Source organism: Nocardia sp. NPDC049220 (assembly GCF_040647855.1).
Classification (GTDB): domain Bacteria; phylum Actinomycetota; class Actinomycetes; order Mycobacteriales; family Mycobacteriaceae; genus Nocardia.
The window spans coordinates 675,097-691,090 of sequence record NZ_JBEZDA010000001.1 but is presented as its reverse complement, the minus strand read 5'-3'; the positions used below and the strand labels follow the sequence as shown (position 1 = coordinate 691,090).

The 15,994-nt window shown below is 67.6% G+C and carries 12 protein-coding genes; 3 read left to right on the top strand and 9 right to left on the bottom strand.

Annotated features, from left to right (window positions below):
- Positions 1-100: 100 nt before the first annotated feature.
- Positions 101-1,699: a phosphoglycerate dehydrogenase gene (gene serA, locus AB0C34_RS02920; RefSeq protein WP_357066845.1), complete on the bottom strand. Its 1,599-nt coding sequence runs from the start codon at positions 1,697-1,699 to the stop codon at positions 101-103.
- Positions 1,700-1,844: 145 nt separating this feature from the next.
- On the opposite strand from serA, the gene AB0C34_RS02915 reads away from it, so the two are divergent.
- From AB0C34_RS02915 to AB0C34_RS02905, 3 genes are all read left to right on the top strand, one after another.
- The gene (locus AB0C34_RS02915) at positions 1,845-2,399 is read left to right on the top strand and encodes a TetR/AcrR family transcriptional regulator (RefSeq protein ID WP_357066843.1); all 555 of its coding nucleotides are present in this window, start codon (positions 1,845-1,847) and stop codon (positions 2,397-2,399) included.
- A gap of 75 nt (positions 2,400-2,474) precedes the next feature.
- Positions 2,475-4,190 (top strand): alpha/beta fold hydrolase, encoded by a 1,716-nt coding sequence (locus AB0C34_RS02910; protein WP_357066841.1) that lies wholly within the window; start codon positions 2,475-2,477, stop codon positions 4,188-4,190.
- A gap of 736 nt (positions 4,191-4,926) precedes the next feature.
- On the top strand, positions 4,927-7,584 hold the full coding sequence (locus AB0C34_RS02905; RefSeq protein ID WP_357066839.1) for an AAA family ATPase: 2,658 nt from the start codon (positions 4,927-4,929) through the stop codon (positions 7,582-7,584).
- 243 nt (positions 7,585-7,827) lie between these two features.
- Here AB0C34_RS02905 and AB0C34_RS02900 read toward each other — a convergent pair whose 3' ends face one another.
- The 8 genes from AB0C34_RS02900 to AB0C34_RS02865 form a co-directional block, all read right to left on the bottom strand.
- Positions 7,828-8,031, bottom strand: coding sequence for a cold-shock protein (locus tag AB0C34_RS02900; RefSeq protein WP_054814460.1), 204 nt, complete (start codon positions 8,029-8,031; stop codon positions 7,828-7,830).
- A 430-nt stretch (positions 8,032-8,461) separates the two neighbouring features.
- Complete coding sequence (gene iolD, locus AB0C34_RS02895) at positions 8,462-10,303, bottom strand: 3D-(3,5/4)-trihydroxycyclohexane-1,2-dione acylhydrolase (decyclizing) (RefSeq protein WP_357066836.1); 1,842 nt, start codon at positions 10,301-10,303, stop codon at positions 8,462-8,464.
- A complete protein-coding gene (gene iolB / locus AB0C34_RS02890) occupies positions 10,300-11,187 on the bottom strand; it encodes a 5-deoxy-glucuronate isomerase (protein ID WP_357068418.1) in 888 nt (295 codons plus the stop codon). The genes iolD and iolB overlap by 4 nt, the downstream gene beginning before the upstream one ends.
- A gap of 23 nt (positions 11,188-11,210) precedes the next feature.
- On the bottom strand, positions 11,211-12,125 hold the full coding sequence (locus AB0C34_RS02885) for an aldolase (RefSeq protein ID WP_357066834.1): 915 nt from the start codon (positions 12,123-12,125) through the stop codon (positions 11,211-11,213).
- Positions 12,126-12,147: 22 nt separating this feature from the next.
- Complete coding sequence (gene iolC / locus AB0C34_RS02880; protein WP_357066832.1) at positions 12,148-13,086, bottom strand: 5-dehydro-2-deoxygluconokinase; 939 nt, start codon at positions 13,084-13,086, stop codon at positions 12,148-12,150.
- A 25-nt stretch (positions 13,087-13,111) separates the two neighbouring features.
- The gene (locus AB0C34_RS02875) at positions 13,112-13,894 is read right to left on the bottom strand and encodes an ATP-binding cassette domain-containing protein (RefSeq protein WP_357066830.1); all 783 of its coding nucleotides are present in this window, start codon (positions 13,892-13,894) and stop codon (positions 13,112-13,114) included.
- Positions 13,891-14,946: an ABC transporter permease gene (locus AB0C34_RS02870; RefSeq protein ID WP_357066828.1), complete on the bottom strand. Its 1,056-nt coding sequence runs from the start codon at positions 14,944-14,946 to the stop codon at positions 13,891-13,893. Before AB0C34_RS02870 ends, AB0C34_RS02875 begins: the two co-directional genes overlap by 4 nt.
- Before the next feature lie 10 nt (positions 14,947-14,956).
- Positions 14,957-15,991 carry a sugar ABC transporter substrate-binding protein gene (locus AB0C34_RS02865; RefSeq protein WP_357066826.1) on the bottom strand — a complete coding sequence of 345 codons (1,035 nt, stop codon included), beginning with the start codon at positions 15,989-15,991 and terminating at the stop codon, positions 14,957-14,959.
- Positions 15,992-15,994 lie beyond the last annotated feature (3 nt).

The following is a 15,994-nucleotide window of genomic DNA, read 5'->3' as shown; positions in this document are numbered from 1 at the left end:
GCCCGAGTTGCTCGGTGCGCGGCGTCGCTCCAGGTTTCGGGGCACTCGCTCGAGGTTTTCGAGGCACGCTCAGTTTCGAGGCACAACAGCCCCGACCCGGTCAGAACAGATCGACCAGGACGATCTTGGCGGCACCGACCGACTCGGCGATCGCGGTCTGCACGTCGGCCGGCACCTCGCGGTTGACCCGCAGCACCACCGTCGCGCCTTCCTTGTCGACATCCTGGGTCAGTTGCGCCGCGAGGATGTCCACCCCCGCCTCGCCGAGTTTCGTGCCGATCTTGCCCAGCGCGCCCGGCTGGTCCGCGTAGTTCAGGATGGCCAGGTTCAGGCCCTCGGCACGCATGTCGTAGTTGCGGCCGTTGATGTTGACGATCTTCTCCACCTGCTGCGGCTCGGTCAGCGTGCCCGCGACGTTCAGAGTCCGGCCGTCGCCGAACACGGCGCGCAGGTCGACGACGCTGCGGTGGCTCGGGCTCTCCGACACGGTGGTGACCTCGGCGGTGATACCGCGGTCCTTGGCCAGGGCGGGCGCGTTGACGAAAGTGACCTGGTCTTCGACCAGCGCCGAGAACACCCCGCGCAACGCCGAGAGCTCCAGTACGGCGACATCCTGCGCGGCCAGTTCGCCGCGCACCTGCACCTCGACACTGACCGGCAACTCGCTCGACAGCGCGCCGAGCAGGGCGCCTTGCTTACGCACGATGTCCAGCCACGGCGCGACCTCTTCGCCAACGGTGCCACCGGTGACGTTCACCGCGCCGGGCACGAACTCACCGGCCAAAGCCAGCAGCACCGACTTCGCGACGTCGGTGCCCGCGCGGTCCTGCGCCTCGGCGGTGGAAGCACCCAGATGCGGGGTCACGACGACCTGCGGCAAACCGAACAGTGGACTGTCGGTGCACGGCTCGGTCTCGAACACGTCCAGGCCGGCGGCGCGCACGTGGCCGGACTTGATCGCCTCGGCCAGTGCGTCCTCGTCGACCAGGCCACCGCGGGCGGCGTTGACGATGATCACACCCGGCTTGGTCTTGGCGATGGCCTCCTTGCCGATGATGCCCTTGGTCTCCGGGGTCTTCGGCAGGTGGATCGAGATCAGGTCGGCGCGCTCGAGCAACTCGTCGAGGCTCAGCAACTCGATGCCGAGCTGCGCGGCGCGTGCGGGCGACACATACGGGTCGTAGGCGACGATCTTGGTCTCGAAGGCCGCGAGGCGCGCGGCGAACAGCTGGCCGATGCGGCCGAGGCCGACTACGCCGACGGTCTTGTCGAAGATCTCGACGCCGTTGAACTTGCTGCGCTGCCAGGTGCGCTCGCGCAGGGTGGCGTCCGCGGCGGGAATCTGACGCGCGGCCGACAGCAACAGGGTGACCGCGTGCTCGGCGGCGGTGTGGATGTTCGAGGTGGGAGCGTTGACGACCATCACGCCCCGTTCGGTGGCGGCGGGGACATCGACGTTGTCCAGACCGACACCCGCGCGGGCGACGATCTTCAGGTTCTTCCCGGCTTCCAGGACCTCTGCGTCGACCGTGGTCGCCGAGCGCACGAGCAGCGCGTCGGCCTCCGGCACCGCGGCGAGCAGGGCCGGACGGTCGGGGCCGTCGACCCACCGAACCTCGACACCGTCACCGAGCGCGTCGACGGTCGACTGGGCGAGCTTGTCGGCGATCAGAACTACGGGACGGCCTGCTTGGCTCACTGTGGGGTACTCCTGAGGAATGGGGTCGGCATTTACCGCAGATCAGCTTAGTGCGCGCGATTTCGACCCCTTCTCCCACCTGGTGGGTGGCCGTTGTCAGTAGCGATCGCTCGCGAAAATATGAAGACCGGTCTACAGTGGCGACATGGGTGCCAAGGGAACCGAGACACGCGGCAAACTGGTCGACGCGGCGCGCCGATTGGTCGAGCAGGGCGGCTATTATGGGGCGGGTCTCAACCAGATCCTGGCGACGAGCGGTGCACCGCGCGGCTCGCTCTACTTCCACTTTCCCGGCGGCAAGGACGAACTCGTCGCGGAGGCGATCGCCCTGTCGGGCAGAGAAATCACAGCGCTGATCGACGCGATCCCGCCCGGCGATACCGCCGCCGCGGCGACCGCGCTGCTCACCCTGTTCGGCGACCGCCTGGAGGCGTCCGACTGGCAGCAGGGATGCCCGGTCGCCACGGTCGCCCTCGACGTGGCGGCCGCCAACGACCAGATCCAAACCGAGTGCGCCGCCGCCTACGCGGCATGGGAGCAAGCGCTACGGATCCGACTGCGTGCCGACGGCCGCGCCGACGCCGACGATCTGGCCGTCACACTGCTCGCCATGGCCGAGGGGGCGCTGCTGCTGGCCCGCACCCAACGCAGTCGCGAGCCGCTGGAGCGTGTCGCACGCACCATCCGAGCCCTGCTCTGAGATTCGAATAGTGCTTCACCCCAACAATTCTCGATTGTCCCTAAAATATGTAGACCGGTCTATAAGGAGAATTTCATGTCCGACAGCATCGTGTTCGGCGCCGCCGGGTTCCTCGGCCGAGCCGCCGTCGCCCGCCTGCTCGAGCAGGGACATTCCGTCATCGCCGCGCTGCGGGCCGGCAGCACGGAACGGCTCACCGAGTGGCTGCGCCAACGCGGTGTGAACCTGGACCGGCTGGAGATAGTGGTATGCGACGTCGCCGCACCCGGCCTCGGCCTGCCTGCCTGGTTCGAGCCGTCCGGCATCCGCGATGTGTACAACTGCGCGGCCCGATTCGCCTTCGGACTCGCGCACGAGGACGCCTACGCGGTCAATGTCACCGGAGCGCTGCGCGTCCTGGACTGGGCCGCCGCACAGCCCGATCTGCGCCGCGTCGTGCACATCACCGGATACCGGATCACCGTCGAGGAATCCGACGAACAGCACTACGAGAAAGGCGCTTACGGCGCATCCAAGTTCGAATCGGATCCGCTGCTGCGGCAACGTGCGGCCGACCTCGGTATCGCACTGACCATCGCGAACCCGAGCAGTGTGATCGGCCCCGGTCAGTACGTCGGGCTGGCGAGCATGGTCGAGGACCTGTGGCGCGGCAGGCTCGCGGCGATTCCCGGCGGCCGAGACACCTTCGTGCCGATCGTCGATCTGGAGTACTTCACCGACTTCCTGATCAGCCTGCCCACCCTGCCGGACACCGCGAGCCGGTCCTACACCATCCTCGACACTCGAACTCCCGTGCTGCCGGACCTGATTCGCTTGCTCGCCAGCCATCTACGGGTCCGTGCGCCATGGCTGTCGGTTCCGGTCGGCGTCGTGGCGAGGCTCCCGCGCGCGCTCACCGGCGCCGATCCGGAAGCGCTGACGTTCATCGCCGACGACCGCTACGACACCTCCGCCGCGGACGAGGTCGCGCGCCGGGCCGGGCTCACCATGCCGCCCACCGCGGCGACGGTGCGCGCATGGGCCGATCATCTCGTCTCCAGCCGGTTCGGCGTGGCCGAGGGCGATCCGACCGGTGGATTCATCGACGGAATCTGGGTTTCCGGCGAACGCGAACAACCGGCTTACGTGCTGATGCACGGACTGCCGCTGGACGGCGAGTCCTGGCACGCGGTCCGTGCCGAACTCGACACCCCGAGCCTGGTCGTCGACCTGCCGGGGCTCGGACGATCGGCGCCCGGCGAGATCGACGCGGTGCTACCGACATTGCTCGCCACGGTGCGCACTCGCCCTGTGCTGGTAGGGCATTCGTTCGGCTGCGGACCCGTACTGCGGTACGCGGCCGCGTACCCGGAGCGGGTCGCCGGAGTCGTCTTGATCGCACCCGCATTCTTGCAGCCACGGTCCGGCCTGTTGCCGCGCTCACCACTGGCGACGGTGGCGCTGCGTCGGATGTCGGCCGCGGCCTTGGCCGAACGACTCGGTGTGCCACCGAGCGCGGCCGTCGCGAGCGCAGCGGCGAACCTGGGCAGGCCAGGGGTTGCCGCGCGCACCGTCGCCGCACTGCGGCGCGCGAGCGCACCGACCCGACGCGATGAACTGCGTGCGCTACTCGACCGGATCGAGACGCCGGTGCGGATAGTCGTCGGCTCCGCCGATCCGCTCGCCGTCACGACGCCGATCGATCCGATCTCGATCGAGGACACGGGACACTTCCCCCAACTGACGCATCCAGCGCGCGTAGCAGCCGAACTCGCTCGGATGTCCGCCGATACCGCCGTGGCGCGCCGCTGACTCGCACACGAGGGCCGGCGCCGACTGAACTACTCCCCGGAGGTCGGAACTGAATTTCTCAGTCCAACTTCCGGGGAGCAGTTCAGACCGGCACCGGCCCTCTTCGTTCAACGGAAAAAGTGGAGACCCCTGTCGGACACTCGTCTCCTCCGCTTCGCTGCCGGAGCAGTGCTTCGTATGGTTCGAACCACTGCGGAGCGGTGCTTCGCGAATACCCGAGGAGCACACCTGACCACGGTCGATCGGACAATCCTCGGGACCGGGCGACCGGCTTCGACGCGGTGCTGGACACCGCCTGACGCAGGAGGCGCGCTGCGGCCGTTCCGCGAGCACGGTGCCCACGTCGGAGTCTTCCCCGGCCTCGAACCCGCGACAGAACATGGCATTACCGTCACCTCGGCCGCGTGTTCCCGACGGCACCCTTTCACAAGACATGCTCACCCTGACCGCACAGGGCGTCCTGGAACCGGCCGGAGCCGGCACAGCGCCCTGGCCAAGGCTGCGGACGCCTACCGCACTTTCGGATCCAGCCGACACCGTGGCCGATGGGTGCTCACCCGGTGAGGCCGGCACAGGTAGTGCGCGGGATCGGCACCCCGACCACGACGACCGCACGGGAATCCGCCTGCGCGCGGTGAGGTCTTCCGCCACCATCCGCCGACCGGCGGTCGCCCGATCCGCGGAGCCCAACTCGGTGTTCGGTAACGGCGTGTCGAGACGAGTACGCTCGGTGCGTATGTCGGCGGTGACGGGTCGTGAGCGTCTTGGAGATCGATCGACGGTCACGGATCATTTCGTCGGCCGTGATCTGGAGCTGGACAAGATCTCCAGTCTCCTGCTGGGTTCGACCCGGTTGGTGACCTTGATCGGTTCGGGTGGGATCGGGAAGACACGACTCGCCACCGAGTCACTGCGCCGATATCGCAAGGCCAAACGCACACCGGTGTATTGGGTGCGCTTGGCGCGGCTGGCCAGGGATTGCGATGCGGCGGCCGTCGAGGACGAGCTGACGCGCTCGGTAGTGGACGCCGACTTCGATTTCTCGGACCAATCGGGGTGGGATGCCTTGGTCGGTGCGTTGACCAGCACCGACGCGGGCGGCCGGAACCTGCAGACCGTGCTGGTCATGGACAACTGCGAGCATGTCCTGCCCGCCGCAGGGCAATTGATCGCGGAGTTGTTGGCCGCGGTGCCGGGATTGTCGATTCTGGCGACCAGCCGCCAGCCGACCGGGTGGGTCGACGAGCATCTCGTCACGGTTCCCCCGCTGACCCAACAGCAGGCACTGGCCCTGTTCCGGCAACGTGCCGAACTCGCCGGTCACCCGATAGCGGACCAGGATCAGATGGCGATGGCCGACCTGATCTGTCGTCATCTGGATAGACATCCGCTGTTCATCCGATTGGCTGCGGCACGATTGTTGCGCCAACCGTTGGCGACGATCGTTCCGGAATTGAACGGAGCCGCCACCGACAAACGAATGCGATGGCCACACTGGCCACGCGTCGGCGCCGAGGCCCGCCATCAAGGGGTTCATGATGTCATCGCCTGGTCGTATGACCTGTGCTCGGACAAGGAGCGGCTGCTTCTGGACCGCATGTCGGCCTTCTCCGCAGGCTACGACACCAACCCCGAGGACGGCGACGACTCCGCGCTGGACGTCGGCGCCGAAGTGGAAGCCATCGAAGCCGTCTGCTCCGACGAACCGACCTCCGGACGAGATGGGCAATTCACCGACGAGCCCTCCACGTCCGTGCACCTGGCGACCGCCGAGATCGAGGGCCTGCTGGAGCGGCTCGCCGACCAGTCGCTGGTGACCACACACATCACCCCGACATCGGTGCGCTACTCGCTGCTGGAAAGCATTCGGCTGTTCGCCCAGCAACGACTCACACAACGCTCCACCAACGAGATCGACGAACCAGCGCGCCTCGCACGGCGACACCGCCGCTATTACCGCGATAAAGTGGTTGCCGCGCAGCTCAATTGGTTCCACCCCGCCGGATACACCTCGGCGGCCCGCGCGGCGTGGGACAACATCGTGACCGCGATCGAGACCAGCCTCGCCTCGAGCGAGCCGGAAATCGGTCTGGAGATCTCCGCGGCTCTGATCGTCCTGCCCATCTTCAAGGCTTCGCCCCGAGAGATCCGACGCTGGGCCGAACGGACCCTACAGGCCACCCGCGCACTGACCGCCGAGTCGACCGAACTCCAAACCGCCGCAATGGTTTTCGTCGGCTGGCTCGCTCTGATCCAGGGCAGGAGCGAGGACGCCCAACAGACGCTCGACGAATGCGTCGCCGTGTGCATCAGTGACGCGAATATCCGACAGAACTGGCAACAGACCGCGGAGATCGACATCGGCCTTCCCGCTGCCGTCGAATTCGTGTGGGGAGTGAAACTGCTCGTAGCGCACCGCGACCCGCGGGCTATCACGGTGTTGGGGCGTGCCCGCGAGAAGTACCGAGTCCTGGGCGACCCCGGCGGCGAGGGACGAAGCGAGTGGCACGAAGCCCTGGCAGCGGCCTTCCTGGGACAACCACAGCAGGCCCTGACCATCACGCGGGATCACCTCGATCACGCCACCGCGACCGGTGCAGGGTGGGCGAAAGAATTGGCCGAGCTGGTGTGGGCGATGGCCTTGACCAAACATGGTGACCCCACCGAGGCATTGGCAGTCACACGCACAACGTTGGCAGTCCTGGTCGCTGAGCGTGACCAGTGGGGCGCATCGCTCGCGGTGCATATCCAGACGTGGTCACTGGCACAAATCCTGACGGATCTGATCGCGGGCGGAAGCGCCGACCAGGCGAGAATCAAGGCATTGGCCATTGAAACCGCTCAGCTCATCGGCGGGGCCGCGACGCTCCATGCGGGCCCTGGTGTCAATTTCAACGAAATGGCACTGGTCGCCGAGGAAACAAAGCGGGCGACCGATGTCGCCCTCCGCATATTGGGAACGGACGAATTCGCCGCCGCGTATCGACAGGGCACCCTGTTACGGCCCGAATTGCAAGAAGTGCAGCGCTTGGCGTTGGGCACCCTGTCCATCGATACGATGCCGATGGACCATCCTGCCAAGAACAACGCATCCTTTCGCTGGGATCAACTGACCGTAGCCGAGCAACAGGTCGCGATCCTGGCCGCCGCGGGGTGGACGAACACCGCCATCGCGGCCCGCCGGGGCAACTCCGGCAGAACCGTCGACGCACAAATGGCCGCCGTCTTCCACAAACTCGGTATCACCGCACGCGCCGACATCAGCAAAAACGTCCCCCAGGACCGGACCGGCCAGGTTCGAGCGGAAGCAACGAAACGACCGCCCCGCGCACGCAAGACCGCACACGCCACACCGCCCGGTAAGCACACCCGCGGGCATGCGTTGGATTCGTGATTGCGCGGCCACCGGGTCCGAAAACCCGGCGGCGAGATACGCCGGCGACCCGATCCTCAGCTCGACGCCGACCTCGAGATCGCGCACCCTCGCACCGCCGCTGTGTGCCACCGATGGTGGATTGTGACCGATCCGCCGCCCGTCGACGCGGCGTGCCGCACCTTGGCAGCCCAAAAATTCATCTGGACAGGGAAAAGGCCCCTCACCGTCCCGGTGCGGGGCCTTTTGAAAGCTAAGTCGCGATCAGAGAACGCGGACGTCCTGGGCTTGCGGGCCCTTCTGTCCCTGGCCGATCTCGAACTCTACGCGCTGCCCCTCATCGAGGGACCGGAAACCCGCGCCGCTCACAGCCGAGTAATGCACGAAGACGTCGGGGCCGCCGCCGTCTTGCGCGATGAAGCCGAAGCCCTTCTCGCTGTTGAACCACTTCACAATGCCTTGAGCCATTTCATACTTTCTGTAGACGAGCCAGGTTGTTGTAATGGAGATTCCCTGGTCTCATAGATCAACGATGCCACGATCCGTCGAATTACTCCACCTCCAGCCCCCTGAACTGTGAGCTATCCAACGCTCACCAGCGGGCTGCGTCAGTCACCTCCCACGCATACTCGGGCACCGATGCGGTCGAACCGCCCGGAAAAGCCACTCCGATGCCCGCCACTTCTCGCCGGATGAGCTCCGCCGTCGTTCTCGACGAGCACACCCCGACGCATGGACAACCGCGTCGAGCATCATGAGCACTGCTACGACGCGTTCGTCACCGATTCTCGCTTGTACTAGTTTCCTTGTGCCCCAACGACTTACAGTGTACCGCACGCATGATCGAATCTTCGGGGTTCGGGCTGGACGAGGCCGGGCGTCCGTCGTCGAGGCCTGTTCAGGGCCGCAGATAGCGCACCTGGCTCGGCTTCCTCTCGTCGTAGCCGGGCCGCCCGGACAGGTGCTCCGGCACACCGACCTCCCACCAGGCGCCGGCGTCGGTCCACGCGGACGGCTGGGTGCGCACCACGACGACGGCCGGACGGCGCTCATCGACCGCCGCCACCCGGGCCCGCGCATAGGAATCGCGGAACTCACTCGAGTTCGAGGCGGTAAAAACGATGCATCCCAGCGCGGCGGCATGGGCGGCGAAGTCGACACGCGGCGGCTGTTCATGGTTGGTGCGGCAGTCGGCGTAGAAGTTGTTGAATGCTGCACCGCCTTGACCTTCCTGCAGCCGGGCGATCACGGCGTAGCCGTCGTTGTCGCAGACCACCGCGATGAACGGATGGCCGGCGAAGGCCGCCGAGAACAACTCCGAATTCGACATCAGGTAGGAGCCGTCCCCGAGCAGCGTCGTCACCACGCCGCCCTGGTGCGCCATCGCCGCGCCCCACGCGCCCGCCAGCTCATACCCCATGCAGGAGAAGCCGTACTCGACGTCCATCGATGGCGTACCACCCGCGGCACGCCACCCGCCCACCAGTTCACCCGGCAATCCGCCGGACGCCGTCATGACGTAGTCGTCGGGCCCGCTCAACTCGTTCACGGCGCCGACTACCTGGGCATAACTCGGGGTTCCCGGCGTCGGTGCGCGCAGCTTGTCGATCTGTGCGTCCCAGGTGCTGCGCAGAACCGCGGCGCGGGCCGTCCACGCCGGGTCGACCCGCCACCGCCCCGCCTGGCCGGCCACTTCCCGCATGCTGGCCTCGGCATCGCCGACAACAGCGAGGGCACCGTGTTTGACCGCGTCGAACCGTGCCGCGTTGACCGTCACCAGGCGGACCTCCGGCGCGAAGACGGTCCAGGATGCCGTGGTGAAGTCCTGCAGCCTGGTTCCGACCGCGAGGACCAGATCGGCCTCGGCTGCCATCGCGTTCGCCGATGCCGACCCCGTGACGCCGAGCGGGCCCGCGTACAACGGGTGGTCGTGTGGTACCAGAGTGCGGCCCGCGGTGGTCTCCACGACCGGAATGCCATGATGCTCCGCGAATTCCAGCGTGGTGGGCCCGGCACCGGAATATCGGACGCCGCCGCCGACAACCAGCAGCGGACGCCGTGCGGTCCGCAGCGCGGCAGTGGCTTCGGCGAGTGCCCGAAGATCTGGACGTACCCGCACGACGCGGTGTACGACCGGGACGAACAGCGCCTCGGGGAAGTCGTACGTCTCGGCCTGCACATCCTGTGGGAGCGCCAGCACGACCGGTCCGGCGTCCGCCGGATCGGTGAGCACTCGAACAGCCTGGGGCAGTGTCGAGATCAGCTGCTCGGCACGGGTGATGCGGTCGAAGTACCGGCTGACCGCGTGGAACGCGTCGTTCACCGTCACGGTCGGTTCACCGAAGTGCTCGACCTGTTGCAATACCGGGTCCGGCGCCCGCCCGGCGAAGGTGTCCCCCGGCAACAGCAGCAGGGGAAGGCGATTCGCGTGCGCGACGCCAGCCGCCGTCACCATGTTCAGCGCCCCCGGGCCGATCGACGACGTCGCGACACCGATCTGGCGACGATGCGTGGCCTTGGCGTAACCGACGGCGGCGAGTGCCATCCCCTCTTCGGTGTGCCCGCGCCAAACCGGGATCTCGTCGCGCCGCTCGTGCAGCGCGGTGCCGAGGCCGAGCACGTTGCCGTGCCCGAAGATCCCGAACACGGCCGGAAACAACGGCACTTCGCGGCCGTCGAGCGTCTCGGAGCGCTGGGCGATCAGCCAAGCCACCAGTGCCTGCGCCGCGGTCAGTTTCATCCGATCCGTCCTTCGTGGTTGGTGACGGGACAGCGCGGGTCGATCGGTTCGGCGGTCCACCGCGCGCGGACCCAGCCGTGCGCCGGGTCATCGCAGAACGCCATCGACCGATCCTGGGCGGGACCAGCCAAGACGTTCAGGTAATACATGGGGTAGCCGGGCGCGGCGATACATGGTCCGTGGTAGCCGTGCGGGATCAGAAAGACGTCACCGTCGCGCACCGCGACGTTCTCCTCCGAACTCCCGTCGGCCGCGTAGGTCCGGTGCATGCCGAATCCCTCTTGCGCGGGAGTGATCCCATCGCGCCCGGCGATTCGGAAGTAATAGATCTCCTCGTTGACGACCTCGCAGTCGCTCGCCTCGTCATGTTTGTGCGGCGGGTAGGACGACCAGTTGCCGTCCGGAGTGATCAGCTCACAGGCGTTGAGTTTGTCGGCGTGCTGCCAGACGCCGGGCACCCCGAAGTTCGTGACCTGGCGCGTCGCACTTCCCGCGCCACGGACCTCGACCGGAACATGTTCCGCGGGACCATATCTCGGCTCGAGGCGGTTCGTGCAACGCGCCATCGGCAGCGCCACCTCCAGGTCGCCCTCGGCCACCAGTTCCACCTCGGCGTCGCGCGGGACATAGGCGAAATCGGTCACCCGGGTGAAGACCGATTCCCGTCCGGTCAGCGCGAAGGTCGCACCGTCTACGCGCACCGTGCACGCGCCGGCCAGCGGCAGGACGAACGCCTCGAACTCGCCCGTCCGTACGGTCCGTGTGGTGCCCGCGCGCAGCCGCAGCACCCGCAGACCGGTGTAGGTCCACCCCGCGTCCTCGGGTGTCAGCACGATCGGATCATTCCCGCGGCGCAACGTGCCTTCGGGCCGATGCAGGGTCATCGCACCCGCTCTGGCGTTGCGGCTCATCGGACCTCCTTCAGCAGTCGAGCGGCCGCGTCCACCGCCTGGGCGACATCGCCGTTCGGCGGGTACAGCAAGGTGCGTCCGACGACCAGCCCGCGGACCACATCGTGGCCGAGCGCCCCTGCCCAGAACGCCAGATCTTCCGCCGGGTCCCCTGAGGGCACACCGCCGAGCACGAGTACCGGAAGGGTCGTCGCGTCCAGCACCGAAATATCCTGCGGCGCGGGAATTTTGAGCCAGGTGAAGGCAGAGGTGACGCCGAGACCGGAAGCGACGGTGATCGCCCTGGACAGCGACGGCGCGTCTTTACTCATCACCAGCGCGCCGGAATGGTCACGATGGTAGGGCAATGGCTCGACCATCGCCATCATCCCGTGTGCCGCCAACTCGGAGACCGCCTGCGCGCAGGCTTGCAAGGTCGGCACCGTGCCCGCGTCGGAATCGACGAGGCGCAGGAGCATTTTGCCGCCGTCGAGGCGGAAACGGGCAAGGGATTCGGCGTTGTAGCCGGTGAAACGGTCGTCGATCTCCCACTCCGCGCCCGCCAGTCCACCGCGGTTCATCGAGCCGATCACGACCTTGTCGTCCAAGGCGCCCAGCAGCAGCAACTCTTCCACGACGTCGGGTGACCCGAGCACGCCATCGACATCCGGGTTGGCCAACGCGATCAGCAGCCGTTCCAGCAGCGTGCGCCGATCGGCCATAGCCATCCGGTCCGCGCCGACGCCGAGTGCGCCGCGAGCCGGGTGGTCCGCGGCGACCAGGAACAGGGTCTGTTTGCCCGCGAGCAGGTTCGGACGGCGCACTCTTTTCGCATAGACCCGTTCGACCGCCGCGGGGTCCGTCGCGCGGACGCGGAGGAGTTCACGCCATCGTTCGTCGGTCACATGCACAGTGACTCCTCGATGGCGCATCGGCGGCCGGTCGCGCTCCGACTCAACCGCACAGCATTTCCTCGATCTCGGCGCTGGTGGGCATCGCGTCCGCGCAGGCGAGCCGGGAGGCGACCAGCGCGCCCGCCGCGTTGGCGAAGGTGGCGATGCGCTGCGGGTCCCATTTCGACAACAGGCCGTGGATCAACGCGCCGCCGAATCCGTCGCCCGCGCCGAGCCCGCACACCACCTGCACCAGACACGCCGGTACGGTCCAACGCTCGGATTCGGTGGCCACGAGCACCCCCTCGGCGCCCCGCTTGATCACCGCGAGGCGGACACCGTGCGCCAACAACCGGTCGGCCGCCGCGTCCGGGTCCGCGGTGCCCACCGCCACCTCGACCTCGGTGCGGTTGCCGACCACCACGTTCACATAGTCGAGCATCCAGCCGATCTCGACTCGCGCGGTGTCCGCATCGGGCCAGAACATCGGCCGGTAGTCCAGGTCCAGCACCGTGTGCCCGCGGCAGGCGCGCCGTCGCAGGATCTCGCGTTGGGTGCTGCGTCCCGGCTCCGCGCTCACGCCGGTACCGGTCACCCACAGCAGCGGCACCGCGTCCACCACGTCCCACGGGACCTCATCCTCGGTGAGGGTGAGATCCGGCGCGATCGGCGCCCGATAGAACAGCAGCGGCGGATCCGACGGCGGCGCGAGTTCGCAGAAGACCACAGGCGTCAGCAGATTCGGCGCGGTCGTGACGTAACGAGGCGAGACACCGAACTCCGCCAGCGCTGAGCGCACGAACTCGCCGAAGCCGTCGGGCCCCACTTTGGTCAGCACCGCCGAACGGCGGCCGAGCCGGGCGGCGGCCACCGCGACGTTGGTCGCGGTGCCACCCAGGAACTTCGCGAAGGTCCGCACCTGTGCCAGTCCGACGCCGCTCTGCTCGGGATACAAATCGACCCCGACTCGTCCGATGGTCAACGCCTCCAGATCGGTCACGAGTTCACCTCCTGCCCGGATCGCCTCACGGCGCCACCACGCGCCGCAATTCGTGCTGCAATGCCTCCAGTTCCGCGCCCCCCGCCATCTGGCGAGTCAACTCTTGCACGTCGATCTCCGACTTCTCGTACCTCCCGAGTACCGCACCGCGCTTCAGCAATAGGAACCGATCCCCGACCGGGTAGGCGTGATGCGGATTGTGCGTGATGAGTACGACGCCGAGTCGGCGGTCGCGGGCCTGCACCACGTACTTCAGCACAACGCCGGCCTGTTTCACGCCCAGCGCCGCGGTCGGCTCGTCGAGGATGAGCACCTTCGCGCCGTAATGCACCGCCCGCGCGATCGCGATGCACTGCCGCTGGCCACCGGACAGGGTGCCCACCGGCTGCTCCAGGTCATGGATGTCGATCCCCATGTCCGCCAACGCCGTTCGGGTGACCGCGCGGCTCCTCTTGCGATCCAGTACCCGGAACGGGCCGTATCCGATGGTGGGCTCGGAGCCGAGCACGAAGTTGCGCCATACGCTCATCAGCGGCACCACCGCCAAGTCCTGGTACACCGTGGCGATGCCGCGATCCAATGCCGCGCGCGGCGCGGAGAACCGGACCGATTCGCCCTCGACGCGCAGCTCGCCACGGTCGTGCTGGTGCACCCCGGCCAGGATCTTGATCAGCGTGGACTTGCCCGCGCCGTTGTCGCCGAGCACGCAGGTCACCTCGCCCGCGTTCACCACGGTGGACACCTCGCGTAATGCGACGACGCCGCCGTAGCTCTTGCCGAGGTCTACTGCTTCGATGAGGGGGGTCATCGGCGTACCCTTTCGGCTCGTTTCTGGAATCTATTGTTGACCAGCACCGCCGCGAGCAGCAGCACGCCGAGGAACAGCATGAACCAGTCGCTGTCCCAGCGTGCGAACACGATGCCCTGGCGCGCCATGCCGAAGATCAGCGCGCCGATCGCGGCGCCGACCGCCGAGCCGAAGCCGCCCGTCAGCAGACAGCCCCCGACCACCGCCGCGATGATGTAGTGCAGTTCGAGCCCGACACCCTGGTTGGCCTGCACGCTCGCGAACCGGAGAATATTGCAGGAGCCGACCACCCACCCCGCGAACGCGGTCCCCATGAACAGCAGGATTTTCGTGCGATCCGCCGGCACGCCGACCGCGCGGGCGCTGGGCAGCGCGCCGCCCACCGCGAAGATCCAGTTGCCGAACCTGGTGCGCATCAGGACGATCGCGGCGAGGGCGGTCAGCACGATCCACCAGATCACCGAGGCTTGGATGCGGGCGTCACCGAGATTCAGCGTGGAGGCGAACACCCAGCCCGCCGACTGGTATCCGTGCGCGCTGCGCACACCCGACACCTGCACCGTATCGGTGACCAGCCGCGTGACACCCAGATTCAGGCCCTGCAGCGCGAGGAACGTGCCCAGGGTGACGATGAAACTCGGCAACCCCGTTCGCATCACCACCCAGCCGTTGAACGCGCCGACACTCAGCGCGAACGCCAGAGAGGCCAGCAGCGCGAACCACACGTTCCATCCGGCGTGCACCGCGAGCAGTGCGGTGACCAGCGCGGTGGAGGCGGTCATCACGCCCGCCGACAAGTCGAACTCGCCGCCGATCATCAGCAGGGCGACGGCCACCGCCATGATGCCCAGAGTGGACGCGTCGTCCAGCCAGGTCGCCACACCGAGCGGGCTGAGGAACCGTTCGGTGATGCTCGAGAAGAACACGAAGACGAGCAGCGCGCCGAGCGCCGCCCCGATCTCCGGGCGCACGAACAAGCGCTGCAGCGTCGAGGGGCCCGCGAGGCCCACGGACCGGTCCTGCGCGGCATCGGTCTTGGTCACTACGGTCATGTCATTCACCTCAGCGCGTGCCCTGCGCGACGAGCGCGGCCACCGCGCCGACGTTGCTCTTATCGACGAAACCGGGACCGGTCTGCACCGGCGTGCCGCCTCCGACGGTATTCAGATTCGACCGGTACAGCCGCAGCAGCACGATCGGCAGATAGCCCTGTTCGTACTGCTGCTGGTCGACGGCGAACAGCAACCTGCCCGCCCGGATAGCCTCCACCACATCGGGATTGAGGTCGAAGGTCGCCACCGAGGCGGCCGACCGAGCCTCCCGCACCGCGTCCACTGCGCGTGCGGCGACCTGGGAGTTCAGCGTCAGCACCGCATCGATGGAGTGGTCGGCCTCCAGCGCGCCCTTGATCCGGGATTGCGCGTCGGTCGGGTTGTTGATGTCCACCTGCAGCGTGGTCGCGTTTCCGAAAGCCTTGGTGGCGCCAGCGCACCGTTCGTTCGCGCCGATATTGCCCGCCTCGTGGATCACACACAGCATCTTGCCGCGCCCAGCGGCGGCGAGCCGTTTGCCGGCAGCCTGACCCGCGAGGGATTCGCTCTGGCCCACGTGGACGAATGCGCCGAACTGCGCGCTCTCCGCCTCGCCGGAGTTGATGGTCACCACGGGAATGCCCGCCGCGACCGCTTTTTCGACGGACCTGCGCAGTGCCTCGGGATTGGCCATCGAGACGACCAGGCCGTCCACACCCTGCGCCACCGCGTTGTCGATCAGTTTCGCCTGCTGACCGGGATCGCCCGAGGCGTTGTACTCCACGCGAATGCCCAGATCCTTGCCCGCGGCCTCGGCGCCGTTCTTGACGACGTTCCAGAACGCGTCACCGGGACTGCCGTGCGTCACCACCGCGACCGACTTCACCGTGCCCGCGGCGATCGGTGTCTGTGCGGGCGCGGAGACGTCGGCACCCGGTCCGCTGCACGCGGCGAGGAGGGCAGCCGCGGCGGCCCATGGCACGACCCGGCCCAGCGGTCGCCACGCGGCGACGCGGCGGTGTGGTCTCGTCGCGCCAGCGCGCGGTCGTAGCGACATCGTCGTCATCAC

What these genes read in the sequence shown, in the direction of transcription:
- AB0C34_RS02915 (WP_357066843.1), top strand. Translation starts at nt 1,845, where the DNA reads ATGGGTGCCAAGGGAACCGAGACACGCGGCAAACTGGTCGACGCGGCG.
- AB0C34_RS02910 (WP_357066841.1), top strand. Translation starts at nt 2,475, where the DNA reads ATGTCCGACAGCATCGTGTTCGGCGCCGCCGGGTTCCTCGGCCGAGCC.
- AB0C34_RS02905 (WP_357066839.1), top strand. Translation starts at nt 4,927, where the DNA reads ATGTCGGCGGTGACGGGTCGTGAGCGTCTTGGAGATCGATCGACGGTC.
- AB0C34_RS02900 (WP_054814460.1), bottom strand. Translation starts at nt 8,031, where the DNA reads ATGGCTCAAGGCATTGTGAAGTGGTTCAACAGCGAGAAGGGCTTCGGC.
- iolD (WP_357066836.1), bottom strand. Translation starts at nt 10,303, where the DNA reads ATGAAACTGACCGCGGCGCAGGCACTGGTGGCTTGGCTGATCGCCCAG.
- iolB (WP_357068418.1), bottom strand. Translation starts at nt 11,187, where the DNA reads ATGACCCTGCATCGGCCCGAAGGCACGTTGCGCCGCGGGAATGATCCG.
- AB0C34_RS02885 (WP_357066834.1), bottom strand. Translation starts at nt 12,125, where the DNA reads ATGCGCCATCGAGGAGTCACTGTGCATGTGACCGACGAACGATGGCGT.
- AB0C34_RS02875 (WP_357066830.1), bottom strand. Translation starts at nt 13,894, where the DNA reads ATGACCCCCCTCATCGAAGCAGTAGACCTCGGCAAGAGCTACGGCGGC.
- AB0C34_RS02870 (WP_357066828.1), bottom strand. Translation starts at nt 14,946, where the DNA reads ATGACCGTAGTGACCAAGACCGATGCCGCGCAGGACCGGTCCGTGGGC.
- AB0C34_RS02865 (WP_357066826.1), bottom strand. Translation starts at nt 15,991, where the DNA reads ATGACGACGATGTCGCTACGACCGCGCGCTGGCGCGACGAGACCACAC.